This is a genomic window from Pseudomonas sp. NPDC099000 (assembly GCF_044759925.1).
Taxonomy (GTDB): Bacteria; Pseudomonadota; Gammaproteobacteria; order Pseudomonadales; family Pseudomonadaceae; genus Aquipseudomonas.
Genome location: NZ_JBIWAF010000015.1, coordinates 46106 through 63791, shown reverse-complemented (window position 1 = coordinate 63791; position 17686 = coordinate 46106). Strand labels below are relative to the sequence as shown.

Annotated in this window: 18 protein-coding genes and 1 pseudogene; 12 read left to right on the top strand and 7 right to left on the bottom strand. The window is 61.7% G+C overall.

Features of this window, described 5'->3' with window-relative positions; genetic code table 11:
- The first annotated feature begins 1 nt into the window (after position 1).
- Positions 2–700: an ABC transporter permease gene (locus ACIQV9_RS18165; RefSeq protein WP_219097633.1), complete on the top strand. Its 699-nt coding sequence runs from the start codon at positions 2–4 to the stop codon at positions 698–700.
- The gene (locus ACIQV9_RS18160) at positions 701–1708 is read left to right on the top strand and encodes a DMT family transporter (protein ID WP_403104157.1); all 1008 of its coding nucleotides are present in this window, start codon (positions 701–703) and stop codon (positions 1706–1708) included.
- Here the strand turns inward: ACIQV9_RS18160 and ACIQV9_RS18155 are convergent.
- A pseudogene (locus tag ACIQV9_RS18155) lies at positions 1664–2149 on the bottom strand (TetR family transcriptional regulator C-terminal domain-containing protein); the annotation flags it as partial. The gene ACIQV9_RS18160 and the pseudogene ACIQV9_RS18155 sit on opposite strands and share 45 nt — an antisense overlap.
- A gap of 170 nt (positions 2150–2319) precedes the next feature.
- On the opposite strand from ACIQV9_RS18155, the gene ACIQV9_RS18150 reads away from it, so the two are divergent.
- On the top strand, positions 2320–3336 hold the full coding sequence (locus ACIQV9_RS18150) for a succinylglutamate desuccinylase/aspartoacylase family protein (protein WP_403104154.1): 1017 nt from the start codon (positions 2320–2322) through the stop codon (positions 3334–3336).
- Between the two features lie 52 nt (positions 3337–3388).
- Here the strand turns inward: ACIQV9_RS18150 and ACIQV9_RS18145 are convergent, their stop codons facing one another.
- Positions 3389–3544 (bottom strand): hypothetical protein, encoded by a 156-nt coding sequence (locus tag ACIQV9_RS18145; protein WP_403104151.1) that lies wholly within the window; start codon positions 3542–3544, stop codon positions 3389–3391.
- Positions 3545–3706: 162 nt separating this feature from the next.
- Between ACIQV9_RS18145 and ACIQV9_RS18140 the strand changes: the two genes are divergently transcribed.
- The 7 genes from ACIQV9_RS18140 to ACIQV9_RS18110 all read left to right on the top strand — a co-directional run bounded on the left by ACIQV9_RS18140 (position 3707) and on the right by ACIQV9_RS18110 (position 11144).
- On the top strand, positions 3707–4087 hold the full coding sequence (locus ACIQV9_RS18140; protein WP_109632739.1) for a RidA family protein: 381 nt from the start codon (positions 3707–3709) through the stop codon (positions 4085–4087).
- A gap of 184 nt (positions 4088–4271) precedes the next feature.
- Positions 4272–5621: a gluconate:H+ symporter gene (locus tag ACIQV9_RS18135; protein ID WP_403104148.1), complete on the top strand. Its 1350-nt coding sequence runs from the start codon at positions 4272–4274 to the stop codon at positions 5619–5621.
- A 139-nt stretch (positions 5622–5760) separates the two neighbouring features.
- Positions 5761–7086: an OprD family porin gene (locus tag ACIQV9_RS18130; protein WP_403104145.1), complete on the top strand. Its 1326-nt coding sequence runs from the start codon at positions 5761–5763 to the stop codon at positions 7084–7086.
- Positions 7087–7937: 851 nt separating this feature from the next.
- On the top strand, positions 7938–8564 hold the full coding sequence (locus ACIQV9_RS18125) for a hypothetical protein (protein WP_403104142.1): 627 nt from the start codon (positions 7938–7940) through the stop codon (positions 8562–8564).
- Positions 8564–8995, top strand: coding sequence for a phage holin family protein (locus tag ACIQV9_RS18120; RefSeq protein ID WP_403104140.1), 432 nt, complete (start codon positions 8564–8566; stop codon positions 8993–8995). Before ACIQV9_RS18125 ends, ACIQV9_RS18120 begins: the two co-directional genes overlap by 1 nt.
- Positions 8992–9816: a DUF3618 domain-containing protein gene (locus tag ACIQV9_RS18115; protein ID WP_403104137.1), complete on the top strand. Its 825-nt coding sequence runs from the start codon at positions 8992–8994 to the stop codon at positions 9814–9816. The genes ACIQV9_RS18120 and ACIQV9_RS18115 overlap by 4 nt, the downstream gene beginning before the upstream one ends.
- Positions 9817–9992: 176 nt before the next feature.
- Positions 9993–11144 carry a carboxylate-amine ligase gene (locus ACIQV9_RS18110; RefSeq protein WP_403104135.1) on the top strand — a complete coding sequence of 384 codons (1152 nt, stop codon included), beginning with the start codon at positions 9993–9995 and terminating at the stop codon, positions 11142–11144.
- 200 nt (positions 11145–11344) lie between these two features.
- On the opposite strand, the gene ACIQV9_RS18105 is transcribed toward ACIQV9_RS18110, so the two are convergent.
- Complete coding sequence (locus ACIQV9_RS18105) at positions 11345–13051, bottom strand: amidase (RefSeq protein WP_403104133.1); 1707 nt, start codon at positions 13049–13051, stop codon at positions 11345–11347.
- A 320-nt stretch (positions 13052–13371) separates the two neighbouring features.
- On the opposite strand from ACIQV9_RS18105, the gene ACIQV9_RS18100 reads away from it, so the two are divergent.
- Complete coding sequence (locus ACIQV9_RS18100) at positions 13372–13545, top strand: hypothetical protein (RefSeq protein ID WP_403104131.1); 174 nt, start codon at positions 13372–13374, stop codon at positions 13543–13545.
- Between the two features lie 17 nt (positions 13546–13562).
- A complete protein-coding gene (locus ACIQV9_RS18095) occupies positions 13563–13955 on the top strand; it encodes a GFA family protein (protein ID WP_403104128.1) in 393 nt (130 codons plus the stop codon).
- A gap of 18 nt (positions 13956–13973) precedes the next feature.
- Here ACIQV9_RS18095 and phnE read toward each other — a convergent pair whose 3' ends face one another.
- Genes phnE through ACIQV9_RS18075 form a run of 4 tightly spaced genes read right to left on the bottom strand, consistent with a single transcriptional unit; the run spans position 13974 to position 17204 of the window.
- Positions 13974–14741: a phosphonate ABC transporter, permease protein PhnE gene (gene phnE, locus ACIQV9_RS18090; protein ID WP_403104126.1), complete on the bottom strand. Its 768-nt coding sequence runs from the start codon at positions 14739–14741 to the stop codon at positions 13974–13976.
- Complete coding sequence (locus tag ACIQV9_RS18085; protein ID WP_403104125.1) at positions 14738–15565, bottom strand: PhnE/PtxC family ABC transporter permease; 828 nt, start codon at positions 15563–15565, stop codon at positions 14738–14740. Before ACIQV9_RS18085 ends, phnE begins: the two co-directional genes overlap by 4 nt.
- Positions 15559–16356 (bottom strand): phosphonate ABC transporter ATP-binding protein, encoded by a 798-nt coding sequence (locus ACIQV9_RS18080; protein WP_403104123.1) that lies wholly within the window; start codon positions 16354–16356, stop codon positions 15559–15561. The genes ACIQV9_RS18085 and ACIQV9_RS18080 overlap by 7 nt, the downstream gene beginning before the upstream one ends.
- Positions 16353–17204: a putative selenate ABC transporter substrate-binding protein gene (locus ACIQV9_RS18075; RefSeq protein ID WP_403104120.1), complete on the bottom strand. Its 852-nt coding sequence runs from the start codon at positions 17202–17204 to the stop codon at positions 16353–16355. Before ACIQV9_RS18075 ends, ACIQV9_RS18080 begins: the two co-directional genes overlap by 4 nt.
- Positions 17205–17686: the final 482 nt, after the last annotated feature.

The following is a 17686-nucleotide window of genomic DNA, read 5'->3' as shown; positions in this document are numbered from 1 at the left end:
AATGATTCCAGCGTGGATAGTTGAATACGCGGCGCTCTTGGGCCGGGGACTGCAAACGACCATCACCATCCTGTTGATTTCCAGTGTGTTCGGTTTCGCGCTGGCGGTGCTGGTGGCGCTGGCTCGGATCTCGAAAAACAAGGTGATCGCCAAGGCCAGCCTGTTCTACACCAGCGTGTTGCGTGGTACGCCGTTGCTGATCCAGATCTACATCTTCTACTACGGGCTCGGCAGCGTGTTTGCGCAGTTCCCGCTGATACGCGGCAGTTTTCTCTGGCCGTATTTGCGCGACGGTTACTGGTACATCGTGTTCGCGCTGGTGTTGTCGGTGGGCGCGTATGTCGGCGAAGTGATTCGCGGCGGGCTGTTGGCGGTGCCCAAGGGCGAGATGGAAGCGGCCTCGGCGTTTGGCATGACACCGCGCCAATCGCTGTTGCGGGTGCGCTTGCCTCGGGCGCTGCGGTTGCTGTTGCCGACCTTGGCCGGGGAGACCGTGATGCTGCTGAAGTCCACGGCGCTGGCCTCGACGATTGCGATTGTCGATCTGCTGGGCGCCGCCAACGTGGTGCGGGCGCAAACCCTGCAGGTCTATGAGCCGCTGTTGCTGGTGGCCGGGGTCTACGTCTGCCTGACGTTCCTGATCGAAGCACTGTTTGCCTTTGCCGAACGGCGCGGGACGCCCGTGCGCAGGTCGGTGTAAATGAGCACGTCACAAGTCGTCGACCGGTCGCTGCAGGGCATTGGCCTGTGCACCTTGGGGTACGCGTTCCTGGCGTTGCAGGACGCGGTCATCAAGTGGCTGGTGGCCGATTACTCGGTGGTCACCATCCTGTTCTGGCGCAGCCTGGTGGTGGTCGTTGCCTGCCTGTTGGCGGGGCGCCTGCGCCTGGTCCAGCGGGCCTGGCGTTCGCCGAGCCGACGCTTGCTGGTGGTGCGCGGTTTGCTGTCGATTGTGGCCTGGCTGCTGTATTACACGGCCGCACGAGACCTGTCTTTGGCGGAGATGACCACCCTGTATTTTTCCGCGCCGATCATGGTCACGGTGCTGGCGGCGGTGATTCTCAAGGAGCGGGCCAGCGGCTGGCAGTGGTTTTCCCTGATCCTCGGGTTTGTCGGGGTGATCATCGCCTGCCGCCCGAGCAACATCGCCGATCCGTGGCCCATTGTGCTGACACTGCTGGCGGCGATGTGCTGGGCTTTCACTTACATCCAGTTGCGCCAGGTGGATGACCAGACCTCGGTGCTGGAGCAGATGCTGATCACCAATGTGGTGTTTGTGCTGTGCATGACGGTCGCGCTGCCCTGGACGTTCACCCCGGCGCCGACACCGGCGTGGCTGGGAATGCTGGTTGCCGGTCTGGTGGGCGGTATCGGTCAGTTCCTGCTGTTTGCCAGTTTTCAGCGGGCCACCGCCACCTTGCTGGCGCCGTTCGAGTACACCGGGTTGATCTGGGCGTTCCTGCTGTCGAGTCTGATCTGGGGCACGCTGATGGATGTGTCGCTGATGATCGGTGCCGGTCTGATCGCGGTCAGCGGCACCCTGGCGATGATCTTCGGTCGCCACCCCTCACAGAACGTCGTCGGTGCTGAATGCTCCGTGACGCAGCCCCTTTATCCAGCAACGACAGATATGGAGGCCGTTGGCGGGGCTGAAGGTTTCGGGGTTGAGGCACCACTCGATCCAGAGTCCGTCGAGCATCGCCGATAAACCGATGGCGGCCAGGCGCGTGTCGTGGATCACGAAACCTTCGCTGGCAGCCATGTCATCGAGCAACTGGCGCAGCAGTTCGAGGTAGGCGCGGTAGCTTTTTTCGTGGGACTGGCTGACGTGTTCGGAGTGCCGAATCAGGCTCCAGAACACCACCCAGGCGCCCAACAGCTGCGGGTCCATGACCCGAGGCGAAAAAGAGCCGCTGAGGAACGCGTCCATCTTTTCGGCGGGCGTGCCGGCCTGCTGGATTTCCTGGAGCAGGGCGGTGGTCAGTTCGCTGGCGATCTTCTGATAAGTGTCGGCGATCAGCGCATCGATGCTGCCGAAATGGTGATTGAGCAGGCCGACGGACACCCCGGCCTCCGTGGCAATGCGGCGCACGGAAATGCCGGCATGCCCGTCACGGACCAGGCAACGCAAGGTGGCGGCCACCAGCATTTCGCGACGCTCATCGGGTTCTGCGCGACGGTTTTTAGGAGGGGTGGTTGTCACAAGGGAATCCTTGGGTGCGGTGCCTGGCTGGCGAGCTTAGTTGAACGTGCGTTCAATCTCCAGTGTCGGCAGCGATGCATCGGTTTTTAACGGTCAAGACGGGGGAGGACAAGCAGATGGCGCAGGATATTTCGTTCGGTGTTCGCAACAACAACGGCGACGCGGTGCAAGTCGGCGCCTGGCGCTTCGAGGGCGACGGCAGCGGGCCGAAGGTGCATTTGCAGGCGGGGGTGCATGCTGACGAAATCGCCGGGATGCTGGTGCTGCATCTGTTGATGCAACGGCTTCAAGTCGTCGAGGCCAAGGGCCGGCTAAAGGGCCGCGTGACGGTGGTGCCGCAAGCCAATCCCCTGGGCATCGGGCAGTTTCGCCAGGGGCGGATTCTCGGTCGCTTTCACGACGCGACCGGGCATAACTTCAACCGCGGGTTCGACCAATCGGCGGCGATGGAGCGACCTTCGACCATCGTTCAGGAGTGGCAAAAAAGCCTGGTACAACTGGCTTCAACCGCAGAGGTGATGCTCGACTTGCACACCGATGACGAAGCCTTGCCGTACCTCTACGTGCACCGCAGTTTCTGGCCCCGTGGTCGTGAATTGGCGGCGGCGATGAAGATGGACGTGGCGATCATCTGGGATGACGGCGGCGACGGCTCCTTCGAAGAAACCATCATTGCGCCGTGGCTGCGCGAGGGCGTCACCGACCAACGCATGGCCGCGACCCTGGAGTTGCGCGGGCAGAGCGATGTCAGCGATCAGCTGGCCGAGCAGGACGCTGCGGGACTGTACAGCTGGCTGTGCAGTTGCGGGGTCATCGACGAGGCGTTGTCACCCGGTGACTGGCCCGTCGAGGTGATGGAAATGGGGCAGATGGAGACCCTCCTCGCACCGCAACCCGGGGTGTTGATCTTTGAAAAGGAACTGGGCGATTTCGTCGAAGAAGGGCAGCGCTTTGCGCGGATCCTGCGACGGCCCGGTGATCCGTCTTCCGAAGTGGTGTTGGTGGCCGAGCAAGCGGGGCGGATGGTCACACGTTACAGGGACCGGATGGTGTCGCAGGGCATGGTGGTGGCGAAATTTACCGGGAATCGGATTTCGCGCAACTGGAGTGGCGGGTTGCTGGACCCGAACTAGGTGCAGAGCATGCGGCCATCCCCGCTGAACACACGCGGGGATGGTTTTCACGCTAGTTCCCATCCGCGACTTTGCGTTCTATCTCGTCTATTTTCCGTTGGAGCGCGTCGGCTTCCTCCTCTTCGGGAAGCGTTGCTGGATCGACTTCTTCAGCTTCCCTGTCTTTCCGATCCCGTTCGATGTCACTGACACTGTCATCGTTGTTCATCGTGCATACCTCCGTTGACCTACACATTGGATGCAGCGCCAGGGAGGGAGTTCGAGATTTTTTCCTGGGTTCAGGCACACACGCAATCCAGCCTCCGGCCTGTAAACTGTCCGCGCAAAAGGCATCGACCGCCTCTTTACCACCTCAAGCACGAGATCCCCCATGGCAAACCAAGACATCGCGTTTACTCCTGATCCTGACGCGGATTCCATCTCCTCCGACGTCACCGGCTTCGGCGGCATTCTGGTCTCCACGCAGATTCCCACCCGCGCCGACGGCAGCCTGGAACTGGGCGACATCACCCTGCAAAGCGAATGCACGTTGCAGGCGCTGAAGGTTGCGCTAGAAGGCGCCGGCAGCTCCATGGACCGGGTTCTGCACCTGACCATCTACCTCACCGACATGGCCGACCGCGCGGCGTTCAACGAAGTGTACAAGCGCTTCTTCGCCAAACCGTGGCCGGTTCGTGCCGCCGTCGGTGTGGCTGCTCTGGCGGTCGAAGGCATGCGCGTGGAAGTCACCGCGATGGCCGCCAAAGCCTGACGTTTTGGGTCAGGTGTGATGAAAATCCGCCTGACCCAGTTTCAAAAACACCGACGCTTCATGCCTCTGCGCGACAACCCTTATCCCTCTACGAAAATTAGTTTCGCCTCGTTTGAAAATCACGCCTCGAAATGTTTTATGAGTTTCACAATCCATTCGACGTGACCCTTTCGAGGAGTACCGCATGACCCTGTCCTTCGGCTATTGGCTGCTGGTGTATGCCGCCATTGCCATCATTGCCCTGATCATTCTGATCGCCCGTTACCGACTCAATCCGTTCATTGTCATCACTCTCGTTTCCATCGGCCTCGCGCTGCTGGCGGGCATGCCGCCGTCTGGCGTAGTCGGCGCTTACGAAGCGGGGGTCGGTAAGACCCTGGGGCATATCGCGCTGGTGGTGGCGCTGGGCACGATGCTCGGCAAGATGATGGCCGAGTCCGGCGGCGCCGAGCAGGTGGCGCGGACCTTGATCGACCGGTTCGGCGAGAAGAACGCGCACTGGGCGATGGTCTGCATCGCCTTTCTGGTCGGGCTGCCGCTGTTCTTCGAGGTCGGTTTTGTGTTGCTGGTGCCGATTGCCTTCACCGTTGCGCGGCGCGTTGGCGTGTCGATTCTGATGGTCGGCTTGCCGATGGTCGCCGGCCTGTCGGTGGTGCATGCGCTGGTGCCGCCGCACCCGGCGGCAATGCTCGCGGTGCAGGTGTATGGGGCGTCGGTGGGGCAGACCTTGCTCTACGCGATTCTGATCGGCATACCGACCGCGATTATCGCCGGTCCGCTGTACGCCAAATTCATTGTGCCGCGCATTCAACTGCCGGCAGAAAACCCGCTGGAACGGCAGTTCCTCGACCGCGAACCGCGCGACAGCCTGCCGGGGTTCGGCATCACCATGGCAACCATTCTGTTGCCGGTGGTCTTGATGCTGATCGGTGGCTGGGCCAACCTGATTTCCACGCCGGGCAGCGGTTTCAACCAGTTTCTGTTGTTCATCGGCAACTCGGTGATTGCGCTGCTGCTGGCAACTTTGCTGAGCTTCTGGACCCTCGGCATCGCCCAGGGCTTCAACCGCGAATCGATCCTCAAGTTCACCAACGAATGCCTGGCGCCGACGGCCAGCATCACCTTGCTGGTCGGCGCCGGCGGTGGCTTGAACCGGATCCTGGTGGATGCCGGGGTGACCAACCAGATCGTCAGCCTGGCCGACGAATTTCACCTGTCACCGCTGATCATGGGCTGGCTGTTTGCGGCATTGATGCGCATCGCCACCGGGTCCGCCACGGTCGCGATGACCACCGCCTCGGGCATCGTCGCGCCGGTGGCCATTGGTCTGGGCTATCCGCACCCGGAGTTGCTGGTGCTGGCGACCGGCGCCGGGTCGGTTATCTTTTCCCACGTCAACGACGGCGGCTTCTGGTTGATCAAGGAATACTTCAACATGACCGTTGCCCAGACCTTCAAGACCTGGACCGTGCTCGAGACCATCATTTCGGTGGTGGCTTTCGCGCTGACTGTGGGTCTTTCTTACCTGATTTAAACCGAACACTCCGATCGCTTTCCTCAAGGTTCATGGTCACCCATTGAGCGCGTCTTCGTGCGCGCCTCAGTTGGGTTCCAAGAGCGGAGGACGGTCGCCAAGCACTCAAAAAAACAAAAAAATCACCCTGGAGCACCGTATGTTCAAGCGAGCAATCCCCACCGCACTCTTGTTGGCCACTGGTTCCCTGTGCGCACAGGCAGCCGACTCTGCCGCCCACGGTTTTCTGGAAGACAGCAAGGCCAGCCTGTCGATGCGCACCTTGTATTTCAACAGCGACAACCGCGACGGCGCGGCCGAGCCTTCGAAAACCGAGGAGGCGGCGCAGGGTTTTGTGCTGCGCTACGAGTCCGGGTTTACCCAAGGCACGGTCGGTTTCGGGGTCGATGCCCAGGCGCTGCTCGGCGTTACGCTGGACAGCGGCACCGGGCGCCACAACGGCAGCGGCATGATCCCGACCGATGGCGACGGTGCGGCGGATGCCTGGAGCAGCTTCGGCCCGACGGCGAAGATGCGCATTTCAAAAACCGAATTTCGCTACGGAACCCTGCTGCCGAAATTGCCGATCCTGATCTCGAACGATGCCCGGGTATTGCCGCAGTCGTTCACCGGTGCACAGATCACTTCGAGCGACATCGATGGCCTGATGTTGACCAGTGGTGTGCTTGAACACGCGGTCGGTCGGGCCTCGACTGACCGCACCGGTTTGTCGGTGGCGGGCAGCACCCAGGACAGCAACAAGTTCTACTTCGCCGGGGGTGACTACAACGTCACCAAGGACCTGAAGGCGCAGTATTACTTCGCGCAGATGGAAGACTTCTACAACCAGAACTTCTTCGGTTTGACGCATGTGCTGCCGATCGATGGCAAAAGCTCCTTCACCACTGACCTGCGTTATTTCCGCACAACGTCGACGGGGGCCAACGGTTCCGCGGCAGGCAGGGCGCAAGGTTATCGGGTGTCGGGTTACACCAAGGACAACAACGGTGAGATCGACAACAACACATGGGTGGCGATGGTCACCTATGCGAACAATGGTCATGCGGTGTCGCTGGGGCATCAGCGGGTGGGTGACGGCAGCAACTTTGTTCAGCCGAACCAGGGCAGCCTGATTGATAAGGGGGCGGGTGGTGGTAGCGTTTATTTGCCTACGGATCGCATGATCCAGAGCTTTGCCCGTGCGGGCGAGGAGACCAATTTTGGTCAGTACAGTTATGATTTCGCGCCGTTGGGGGTGCCGGGGTTGAAGGCTACGATCGTGTATCTGAAGGGGACGGGGATCAAGGCGCAAAACGCGGGGGATCAGTCTGAGTGGGAGCGTGATATGACGCTTGATTACGTGCTGCAATCGGGGGCGCTCAAGGGGCTTGGGTTCAGTTTGCGTAATGGCAAGTCGAACACCGATGCGGGGCGGAATGTGGATCAGAATCGGTTCATCGTTAACTACACGTTGTCGCTGTTGTGACGCTTTTGGGGGCATATCCGTTTCTGCGGTTACGGCGGCTATTGGTTCCGCCCTTACGGCGGGTCACTTTGGAAGAGCGCCAAAGTAACCAAAACGCTTTCGCCCCTGACGTACGGTGCCTCGCCTAGGCTCGGCATGCCCTCGCTCCGGTCCTGCTCCGTGGGCCCGCCGCCATCGGCCATTCATGGCCGGGGGCGGCTACCGCGGCATCCCTGCCGCGGTGCCCACTGCGCAGAACCTCCGCTCGGCCTTCCGACGGGGCAGATCAGGATCAAAATCAAAAGCGAGGCGGCCTGCCGGCCGGCCTGAGCTCAAGCGCCCGCGTTCCCCTGTTGATCGTGCCCACGCTCCGCGTGGGAATGCATCCTGTGACGCTCCGCGTCACCATCGCACAAGACTGAAGTCCAGTCCCAGAGCCCAGAGCGGGACCCGGAGCGTCCCCGGCGGCATTCCCACGCGGAGCGTGGGAACGATCAGTCTCGGGTGTACGCACAGTAAGCAGGCCGGCCGGTCGGCGCCTCGCTTTTGCTTTTGCGGTACACGCCGCCTCGAGCGAGGGCATGCCGAGCCACAGCGAGGCACCGAACGTCAGGGGCAAGAGCCCTTGGTTACTTGGGGCTTTTCCAAGTGACCCGCCGTAAGGGCGGAACCAATACCCGCCGTGACCGAAATAACGGATATGCCCCCCTCTCGATCACACCAAAAACAGCTAGCCGACGAACTGAACACATCACTCATCATTTCATTGGAACTCCCCATCACCCTCCTTCGTCATCTGCAGTGAGGGAGCCTGGCACTCACTGCGAACTCCCGGAACGCTTGATTAAAAAAGACAGAAGGCGAGGGACGACATGAATACTTCAGACAACACCACCGGGAGTCAGCCAGACCAGCCCAATTCCCCAGGGCCGGAGCCAGGCTATCAACACTTGAAGGAGGACGTAACCGAGGCACTTGAGGGCGCACGACAACAAGCGGACGCTCAATTCGGCCAATACCGCGACACCGCCGCCGACCAGATCGAGGCCCTGGCCAAGGGCGCGAAATCAGTCGTCTCCGAACTCGAAAGCAAGGACACCCTCGGCATGTCCGATTACCTGGCCGAAATGGCGGAGTCCATGAGCGGCCTGGCCGGAAACCTGCGCGGGAAAAGTGCCGAACAGCTGCTGCATGACGGGGCCGAGCTGGCCCGCAGCAATCCAGGGTTGTTCATCGCCGGCAGCATTGCGCTGGGCTTCGGCCTGTCGCGATTCCTGAAGGCCGGCAGTTCCCCGGCGGCAACCTTCACCGATGCCAGCAACCCGGCAGCCGGCCACTCGATGCCACCGTCAGGCGGCTTTGGTGCGCAACGTCCCTATGAAACCTCCGTCGCGTCACGCACTGACAACACGCCGGCCTCACCGAGCGATCATGACCATCCTTCGGACTTCGCGACGACCTCGACACCGGGTTCGACAAACTTCAATGGAGCACTGTGATGAACAGAGAAGATCCAGATTTTCCAGGCTCAAGACCTGTGCACGCGCCTGACCATGACGCTTCGGTCGTCGGCCTGTTACGTCAGTTATCCCGTGAAGTGCCCGCGCTGTTCACCAAGGAACTGGCGCTGGCCAAAGCCGAGCTTCAAGCCAGTCTCACGACGCTGAAAGCCGGCATTGCCGGGGTTGCGGGGGGGGCAATTGTCCTGTTGGCGGGGTTCATCATTTTGTTGATGTCCGCGGTCTATGGCCTCAGCACCGTGATGGCGCCGTGGCTGGCGGCGCTGATTATCGGCGTGGTGGTGATGATCGTCGGGTTCGCCATGCTGCAGTCCGGGAAAAAACAATTCGAGCCGTCCCACTTCAAGCCTGATCGCACGCTGGATGCCTTGAACAAAGACCAGGAAGCCCTGCGGAGGAAAGTCTCATGAACAATGAATTCGACACCGAAGCGGAAAAAAGCCCCGAAGCCATCGAGCGTGAAATCGATGCTCAGCGGGCGAGTATCGGCAACATTGTCGATGCGCTGGAAAGCAAGTTCACCCCTGGCCAGATGTTCGATCAGGCGCTGACGATGATGCAGAGCAACGGCACGACATTCCTGACTAACCTGGGGACCAGCGTTCGCAATAATCCGGTTCCCGCCGTGCTGACATCCGTCGGTTTGCTGTGGTTGATGATGAGTCAGAATCGCCCGCCGTCACCCCGTCCAGGCTATCGCGTAGGTCCGGATCAGGACAAAGTCGGAGAATGGGCCGATGGCCTGGCTGACGGCATCGACAGTGCGCGTGACCATTTGCACCAGTCGGCTGACACGCTCAAGGACGGTTATCAGAACATCAAGGGCAAGGCCGCCCACCTGGGCGACAACCTGGGGGCTGCCACTGACAACATCAGCCATGCCGTGCATGACGCCAGTGACCGATTGGTCCGCAGTACGCAGGTGCTGGGCACTCAGTTCAGTCAGTTGTTGAAGGAGCAACCTTTGATGGTCGCGGCGGCGGGCATCGCCTTGGGCGCCATGCTGGGCGCGGCATTGCCTTCGACAGCGACCGAGCAACGCTACATGGGCAAAACCAGCGCTGGCCTGGCCGACAAGGTAAAGCAACAGGCGAGGGAGGGATTCGAGGCCGTGCGCGATACCGTGACCAAAACCACCGACCACTCGGACGTAGATACGAAACCGGAAGGGGAGTACCGCGCGGCCTCCGATACGCCAGCCGATCTGTCCCGAGGTTTGGGTACCTCATAAAGCGCGGCATGAACGGCGGGAGGTCTGGCACACATCTCCCGCTTTTCTTCCGATTGCCGAGGCCCGTTGAATGATGAAAACGCCTCCGGGAAAAGTGGCGGTTGGCTGAGCCTGTTTCTCGGGTCGGCCCTTGTGGGTATCACCAGGCAGCAGTATGCAAGGCGAGAGGAGAATCGATGGACAGACACCTGAAGTTTGGCATTGAAGAGGAATACTTCATTACTGACCTGGACACCCGGCGTATGACCGAGAATCCTCCCGCCGCATCGATCGAAGCGTGCCAGGGGGTGGTGGGCGATTGTTTCGCGCATGAGATGTTCAAGGGGCAAATCGAAGTTGCGTCCCCCATTTTCACCAGCGTCGCACAAGCAACGGAGTACCTGTTTTCTGCGCGCACAAGGTTGCGGCAAACGCTCGAAGGGTACGGGCTGGGACTGCTCAGTGCCGGCAGCCACCCGTTGGCCGATTGGCGTTTGCAGCATGCCACCGACCTCCCTCATTTTGTTCAACTGTTTGAAGACTACCTGCACGTGGCAAGGCGTAGCGTGCTGTCCGGCCTGCACGTGCATGTTGAAGTGCCGGCGCATGTGGATCGTATTCAGGTGATGAACGAAGTCTTGCCGTGGATGCCGTTGTTGTTGGCACTCAGCACGTCGTCACCCTTCTGGGACGGCGCCGACAGCGGTTTCATGAGCTACCGGCAGACCGCGTGTGATGAGTGGCCGCGGATGGGCATTCCAGAGTTCTTCGAAGATCAAGGCGCCTATGACGCCTACGTCGCCTTGCTGATCCGCACCGGCACGATCAAGCAGGCGGGTGATTGCTGGTGGGGTTTACGTCCTGCCGCGAAATACCCGACGCTGGAGATGCGCATGACGGACGCCTGTTCGCGCCTGGATGACGTGTTGTGCATTGCCTCTTTGTTTCGCTTGCTGGTGGCCCATGCCATTGACCAACCTCGCCCGGGATTGAGCTATTCCCAGACGTCGCAATGGATCCTCAAGGAAAATCGCTGGCGGGCGAAACGGTCCGGCATCCACGCAGCATTCATCATTGAAGGCTACGAACGACCGTTCTCTGCCGAACAATGGTTGTTCAGGGCGCAACAGATTCTTGGGGATACAGCGCAGAAGATGGGCGTGGAGGACGTGTTCGCCCAGGCCCGCCGAGTTCTCCGGGACGGCACCAGTGCAGACCGGCAGCGGAGCGTCTATGCGCGAGCCTTGCGCGGGGGGGACAATGTTGACGCCGCACTGTCGCAAGTCGTGGGTCAGCTGCTGATGGAAACAGTGCAAGCGCCGTGCATCAGTGAAAGGGTGTTCACTTAAGACAATCTCCAGTCGAACAAGGCCCCTGTGGCGAGGGGGCTCGCCCCCGTTGGGTCGCGAAGCGGCCCCCAGCGTCCGTTCAGACAGAACAAGTTGTCCGGTTTTGCGACTGCTTCGCAGCCGAACGGGGCGGTGCGACGTGTCGCCAAGCCCCCTCGCCACAGGGGGCTTGCTCGGCTGAAGTCCCGCGCGCAGCTATTTCAGCCCTGCAACGGCGGTGTCCGAGGCGGGATCATTCGTTTGCTGTCGATCGATTCAAACGCCGAAGCAAAGCGCAGCAGCGCTGAATCGTCATAGGCTCGACCGGCAAAGGTCAGCCCGACCGGCATGCCAATGTCCGGCATGACGCCCATCGGCACCGTCACCGTCGGCACACCGAGGTGGCGGATGGCGAGGTTGCCGTTGGCGACCCACACGCCGTTACTCCAGGCGATGTCCGCCGACTGCGGATCGACATCGGCATTGGCCGGCCCGACGTCGGCCACTGTCGGGAACAGCACCGCATCGAGCCCCAGCCGGTCCATCCAGTCTTCCAGGTCGATTCGACGTGTCTCTTCCAGCCCGCGCATGCCGTCCGGCAGCGTGGTGATCTGGTCCCACGGCGTGATGCCACGCTCGGCCATCTTCACGTATTCGTCCATGCCCGCGGCGAGGTCGTCTTCGCGATTGGGCAGGGTGCCCGGGTCGTGGGGGAAGATCAGCGGCCCGTCGACATCGGCCAGGCGGTTCAGTTTAGGATCACCGTTGGCCCGCAGAAAATCATCGAACGCCCAGGCCGACAGGTCCCACAACTCATGGTGCAGGAACTCCTTCGATACCAGGCCGCGGGTGAATACGGTCGGCGCACCCGGACGATCGCCTTCGCAATTGGAGACCAGCGGGAAGTCGACTTCGACCACCTCGGCGCCCGCGGCTTCGAGTGCCTTGCGAGCGTCTTCCCAGAGGCCGATCACGCTAGGGCGGGTGTTGATTTTTTGCCCCGTCGGGCCACCGATGCCCGGCGCCTCGCTGGTGCCCGCGTCAGGATCCGCATTGATGTACATGCGCGGCACGCCGAAGCGCTTTCCAGCGAGCGCATCGGTGGTCGCGGCCAGCCCGGCATAGGACGCGGGGCGCACCGAAGCGACGCTCGGAATCGGCACCCAAGGTTGCAGCCGCCACAGATCGCCGCGGGTGTCGGGATCCTCCGCCACCACCACGTCGAGCACCTCGAGCAGGTCGGCCATGGTTCGCGCGTAGGGCACGACCACGTCCATCGTCGGTGTCAGCGGCCAGTTGCCGCGCACCGAGATCACCCCGCGCGAAGGGGTATAGGCGCACAAACCATTGTTCGAGGCCGGACCGCGTCCGCTCGACCAGGTTTCTTCCGCGAGGCCGAAGGCCGCGAAACTGGCGGTGGTAGCAGTCCCGGCGCCGTTCGATGAGCCCGACGCAAAAGGGGCCGTCAGGTAGTCAGCGTTGTACGGGCTCTCGGCACGGCCATAGACCCCGCGCTGCATGCCGCCATTGGCCATCGGCGGCATATTGGTCTTGCCCAGGCAGATCGCCCCGGCGGCGCGCAGCCGTTCGATGGTGAAGGCATCGCGATAGGCAATCAGGTTTTTGAAGGCCGGACTGCCAGAGGCCGCGGTGAGGCCTTTTACCAGGTAACTGTCCTTGGCCGTGTAGGGAATGCCATCCAGCGGACCGAGCGTTTCGCCCTTCGCCCGACGGGCATCGGACGCCTGCGCTTCGTTGAGCGCCTCGGGGTTGCGAACCACCACCGCGTTTAGCGCGGTAGCCGTGTCGGGACCGTCGTAGGCGTCGATCCTGGCAAGGTAGGCCTGGACCAGCTCAACCGCCGTGGTCTGGCCCGACGCCAGCGCCGCACGCAATTGGGCAATGGACACTTCGGTGACTTCGATCATGCTGTTACCACTGACGGCTGATGGGGGAGGAGGTGAATGTGTGCCTCTCGCCGGGACTTGGGCTCAGCGGCATCACTTGTCTCAAAAGGGCTGTTCATATCGATTTCTCGTTGCACGGCAATACGCGACAGGGTCTGGTCTTGAAACCTGGGCCGTCTATTTAGCACCAAGGAAGGCACAGAAGGAACCGCTGAAACGGTTTATGCCTGTCACAAAGCTTCCTGTTCCAGCCATTCCAGGAGCTCGGAAAAGCCGCTTGAGCGCTTCACCCGCTCTGGATAGACCAACGTGTAACGTCTGCCGATGATGATACGGCCGGCATGCACCCGCGTCAGTTGCTGGGTGAGCAACTCGTCGCGCGGGAGCACGACGTCGACGAGCGCGATACCCTGGCCGCCTGGTTCGCGGTAATGTTGATGAAATACCAGAGCTGGGTGTCGCCGGGCTTGATGTCCATGATCCCAACCCGCTGGTCGAGGCGTCCGAGCGCTTGATTCAGAGGAGATGCAACATGGACCGAATCACCGGCGGCTGCCTGTGCGGCAATGTTCGAATCGAGGCGTCAGGACGGCCCTACCGGGTTGGCCTTTGTCACTGTCTCGACTGCCGCAAGCATCACGGTTCCCTGTTCAACGCCAGCGCGATCTTCCCTCAGGAGGCGGTGAAGATCGAGGGCGAAACACGCGACTACGCCGGCCGGCATTTTTGTCCGCGCTGCGGTTCATCCGTTTTCGCGCGTTCCGCCGACGAAATCGAAGTGAACCTGGGATCCCTGGATGCGCCTGATCAACTGATACCCACCTACGAAAGCTGGATCGTGCGTCGTGAATCCTGGTTGCCGGCATTTGCGCTCACCAGACACTACGAACACGACCGTGAGGGTACGGGGCGTTTTGAGGATTAGGCTGTTCTGCGAAAGCAGTCAGGCCTTGACCCAGCGTTGACGGCTCCAGCTGCTCAATGAGTCGACGGCGAACACCAGCAGCAACATGGCCAGGATCACCGTGCTGGCTTGAGCTTCCTGGAACAGGCTGAGGCTGACATACAGCATTTGCCCCAAACCACCGGCGCCGACGAAGCCCAGCACACTGGCCATACGGATATTGTTTTCCCAGCGGTACAGGATGTAGGCCAGCAGCTGCGGCAACAGGTTGGGCAGTGTGCCGTAACAGAACGCCCAGACGGCATTGCCACCCTGCAGGCGGATGGCGTCTGCCGGTTCGGGCGGGGTGTTTTCCAGCGCTTCGGCAAACAGCCGGCCGAGCACGCCGGTGGTGTGCAGGGCCAAGGCGAGGGTGCCGGCATTGGGGCCGAGTCCGGCGGCCAGCACCATCAGCGCCGCCCATACCAGTTCCGGGACCGCACGCAAGGCATTGAGGACCAGACGCGACGCACTCTGGAAAGGCCAGCCGAAACGCCCGGCCGCGGGCAATGCCAACAGCAGCCCGAATACCGCCGCGAGCAGGGTGCCCAAGGCGGACATGGCAATGGTTTCCAGGGCGCCATGGACGATGGCTTGCAGATGGCTTGCGCTCAGGTCCGGGCTGAGAAAACGCTGGGCATAGGCGCCCATCTGCTTCAGATTGCCGGCGCCGCCGAGTTCGCCGAGGTCGATGCCCAGGTAGATGAACGAGGCGACGACCGCGGCGCCAATGCCCAGGACCAATGCCAGGTTGATCAGGCGATTCATGTCAGCCTCCAACGCAGCAGGCGGCTGAGTTGATCGGCGAGCAGCACCAGGACGAGGAACGTCAGTAACAAACTGGCCACTTCCCCCCCGGCGAACATGCGTAACGACAGATCCATTTGCTGGCCCAGACCGCCGGCACCGACGAAGCCCATCACCACCGAGGCGCGGATGGCGCACTCCCAACGGTACACCGTGTACGACATCAGCTCCGCCGCGACATTGGGCAGGATCCCGTAGCAAAACGCTGCAAGCCGACCGCTGCCTGAACGCAGTAATGCATGGGCCGGGCGCTGGTCTACCGACTCGAAAATTTCCGCGTAGACCTTGCCCAACATGCCGCTGTAGGTAATCGCAATGGCCAATACCCCGGCGGTCGGGCCGAGGCCGACGGCGCGCACGAACAGCAGGGCCCAGACGATTTCCGGCACGCTGCGCAGGAAGATCAGTAATCCGCGTACCGGCCAACGCAGCAGTTGGCCGCCGAAGCTTGGGCGACCGGCACGGGAGGTCGCCGACAGCGACAGGGCGCGACTGGCCAGCAGGCTGGTGGGGACGGCTAACAGCAACGCCAGGGCCATGCCGGCCGTGGCGATGGCCAGGGTCTGCAGAGTGGCCTGCAACAGCAGCTCGATGAACTCCGCGTCATGGGCTGGCGGCCAGAAGGCGGAGACAAACCGGCCCATCTCGCTCTGACTGTCACTCGCCACTAAAACGCCGAGGTCCAATTCGCTGAAGTGGATGCCCGGCCACAACAGGGCGATCGCCAGCAGGCTGAGGAGCAAACGGGGCAGGGCGGCGGGATCGCGCGAGGCAGACGTCAGCATCGGGGAATCTGCACACTCAAGGACACGGGAGGCACCGGCGAGGTGTGCAACTGCTCATTGGCGTAGAGCTTGTCGAGCAGCTCGCGGTCGACGTCGCTGGCCGCAAGGTCGAACAGGATCTGCCCGTCACGCAGGCCGATGATCCGCGAAAAGTGCGCCAGCGCCAGCTCCACCGCATGCAGGCTGGCGACCAGGGTGACGTTGTGCTCCCGGGCATGGCGGCAGAGCACCGAAAGCGTGTGCTCGGCCAGCACCGGGTCCATCGCCGAAACCGGCTCATCGGCCAGCAACACCTCGGGCGCTTGATACAACACCCGGGCAATGCCCACCCGCTGAAGTTGTCCGCCGGACAGTTGCTGGCATTGGGCGAACAACTTGTCGCTCAGGTCGAGCCTGGCCAGCGCCGCGCGGGCGCCCGGAATATCCAGCGGATGCACCAGGTTCAGCAGGCTCTTGCCCAGGCCCCACTGCCCCAGCTTTCCGGCCAGCACCGCGGTGACCACACGCTGGCGCGGTGGCAGGGGCGGCGATTGATGGATCAGACCGATGCGCGCGCGTAAACGCTGGCGCTGCCGGGCAGACAGCTGCCACGCTCGCTCACCGAGCACCTGCAACTCGCCGTTGTCCGGTCGCAAAGCAGTGGCCAGCAAGTTGAGCAGGCTCGACTTGCCGGCGCCAGACGGGCCGATGATGGCAACCTGTTCGCCTGCACCGATGTGCAGGTCCACACCACGCAACGCTTGGACGCCGTTGGCGTGGGTCAGGGTCGCCTCGGTCAGACGCAATGTCATTTCAGCAGTTCGGCAGCGCGTGCGGCTTCCTCGATGCCTTTGTAATTGTCAGGATTGGTCTCGATGAACCGGCTGGCAGCCTGCAAATCGAGAATTTCCTTGTCCTTCGGGTTTGCCGGGTCGAGTTCGAGGAAGGCGGCCTTGATCTTCGCCGCCAGCGCCGGGTCGAGGGTTCCACGCACCGTCCAGTTGTAGTCGAAGTAGGTCGGGGTAGTCGCAAACACTTTGACCTTGTTGGTGTCGACCTTTCCGGCAGCGACCAGTTTTTCCCACACGCTGGCGTTCAGCACCCCGGCGTCCACCTTGCCGGCCTGGACCCAGGCGACCGTGGCGTCATGGGCGCCGGAGTAGCCGACGCGGCTGAAGTAGGTTTCGGGCTTGATGCCATCCTTGAGCATGAAATAGCGCGGCATGAGACTGCCCGACGTGGAGGACACCGAGCCGAAGGCGAAGGTCTTGCCCTTCAGGTCGGCGAGGGATTTGACGTTCGGGTCGGCGGTGATGAATTTGCTGGTGAACTGGGCGTCCTGTTCGCGCTGCACCAGTGGAATGGCATTGCCGGTCTTCAGGCGTGCCTGCACGAACGTGAAGCCGCCCAGCCAGGCCAGGTCGATGCGGTCGGTGGCCAGCGCCTCGACCACCGCCGGATAGTCGCTCACGGGCACGAACTCGACCTTCATGCCCAGTTTTTGCTCCAGATAAGCGCCAAGCGGCTTGAACTTGCGCAGCAGTTCGGTAGGGGCTTCATCGGGAATCGCGCTGACTTTCAAGGTGTCGGCGGCCTGCGCCAACAGGCTGCCAAATGTCAGGGTCAGGCCGACGGCCAATGCCAGGGTACGCTTGAGCATGGAAGCTCTCCGGTGAATGAACAGAAAAATATCGATGCGCCTGGCACAAGCTGAATCGAGCCTGGCGCTTTGTGAGGGTAGACGAAGCGGGGGCATATTAACCGCTTTTGACCTAGTCAATATGTGTCGCGAAGGACTGCACAACCATCGCTCGAACTGAACCTTGACCGCACTGTTGGCATTCAACCGGCATTTTAATCTCTCTCATTGTTTTCTGACGCAAACAGGCCTGCGTGTAGGCTTTTGGGCGAGAGCTACCCGTCCCTGTTTTTTAATGCCTTAAACATGTTTCAGCGCTCACGTTTAAAGACACTCGGCGTTACGTCCTGACGGCTACAACGCCTTGCGTCGTTGCCTACGCGTGCGCCGGAATCCGCCGGCTTGTGCGGCTTTTGGGGTGGGCTAAATCGTTTCCTGGTCACTGCAAAACAGTGATCGGGTTTGGTAGCCCGCCTGCAAATAGCCGTATTTCAACCCCTTAT

What these genes read in the sequence shown, in the direction of transcription:
- ACIQV9_RS18165 (WP_219097633.1), top strand. Translation starts at nt 2, where the DNA reads ATGATTCCAGCGTGGATAGTTGAATACGCGGCGCTCTTGGGCCGGGGA.
- ACIQV9_RS18160 (WP_403104157.1), top strand. Translation starts at nt 701, where the DNA reads ATGAGCACGTCACAAGTCGTCGACCGGTCGCTGCAGGGCATTGGCCTG.
- ACIQV9_RS18150 (WP_403104154.1), top strand. Translation starts at nt 2,320, where the DNA reads ATGGCGCAGGATATTTCGTTCGGTGTTCGCAACAACAACGGCGACGCG.
- ACIQV9_RS18145 (WP_403104151.1), bottom strand. Translation starts at nt 3,544, where the DNA reads ATGAACAACGATGACAGTGTCAGTGACATCGAACGGGATCGGAAAGAC.
- ACIQV9_RS18140 (WP_109632739.1), top strand. Translation starts at nt 3,707, where the DNA reads ATGGCAAACCAAGACATCGCGTTTACTCCTGATCCTGACGCGGATTCC.
- ACIQV9_RS18135 (WP_403104148.1), top strand. Translation starts at nt 4,272, where the DNA reads ATGACCCTGTCCTTCGGCTATTGGCTGCTGGTGTATGCCGCCATTGCC.
- ACIQV9_RS18130 (WP_403104145.1), top strand. Translation starts at nt 5,761, where the DNA reads ATGTTCAAGCGAGCAATCCCCACCGCACTCTTGTTGGCCACTGGTTCC.
- ACIQV9_RS18125 (WP_403104142.1), top strand. Translation starts at nt 7,938, where the DNA reads ATGAATACTTCAGACAACACCACCGGGAGTCAGCCAGACCAGCCCAAT.
- ACIQV9_RS18120 (WP_403104140.1), top strand. Translation starts at nt 8,564, where the DNA reads ATGAACAGAGAAGATCCAGATTTTCCAGGCTCAAGACCTGTGCACGCG.
- ACIQV9_RS18115 (WP_403104137.1), top strand. Translation starts at nt 8,992, where the DNA reads ATGAACAATGAATTCGACACCGAAGCGGAAAAAAGCCCCGAAGCCATC.
- ACIQV9_RS18110 (WP_403104135.1), top strand. Translation starts at nt 9,993, where the DNA reads ATGGACAGACACCTGAAGTTTGGCATTGAAGAGGAATACTTCATTACT.
- ACIQV9_RS18105 (WP_403104133.1), bottom strand. Translation starts at nt 13,051, where the DNA reads ATGATCGAAGTCACCGAAGTGTCCATTGCCCAATTGCGTGCGGCGCTG.
- ACIQV9_RS18100 (WP_403104131.1), top strand. Translation starts at nt 13,372, where the DNA reads ATGCACCCGCGTCAGTTGCTGGGTGAGCAACTCGTCGCGCGGGAGCAC.
- ACIQV9_RS18095 (WP_403104128.1), top strand. Translation starts at nt 13,563, where the DNA reads ATGGACCGAATCACCGGCGGCTGCCTGTGCGGCAATGTTCGAATCGAG.
- phnE (WP_403104126.1), bottom strand. Translation starts at nt 14,741, where the DNA reads ATGAATCGCCTGATCAACCTGGCATTGGTCCTGGGCATTGGCGCCGCG.
- ACIQV9_RS18085 (WP_403104125.1), bottom strand. Translation starts at nt 15,565, where the DNA reads ATGCTGACGTCTGCCTCGCGCGATCCCGCCGCCCTGCCCCGTTTGCTC.
- ACIQV9_RS18080 (WP_403104123.1), bottom strand. Translation starts at nt 16,356, where the DNA reads ATGACATTGCGTCTGACCGAGGCGACCCTGACCCACGCCAACGGCGTC.
- ACIQV9_RS18075 (WP_403104120.1), bottom strand. Translation starts at nt 17,204, where the DNA reads ATGCTCAAGCGTACCCTGGCATTGGCCGTCGGCCTGACCCTGACATTT.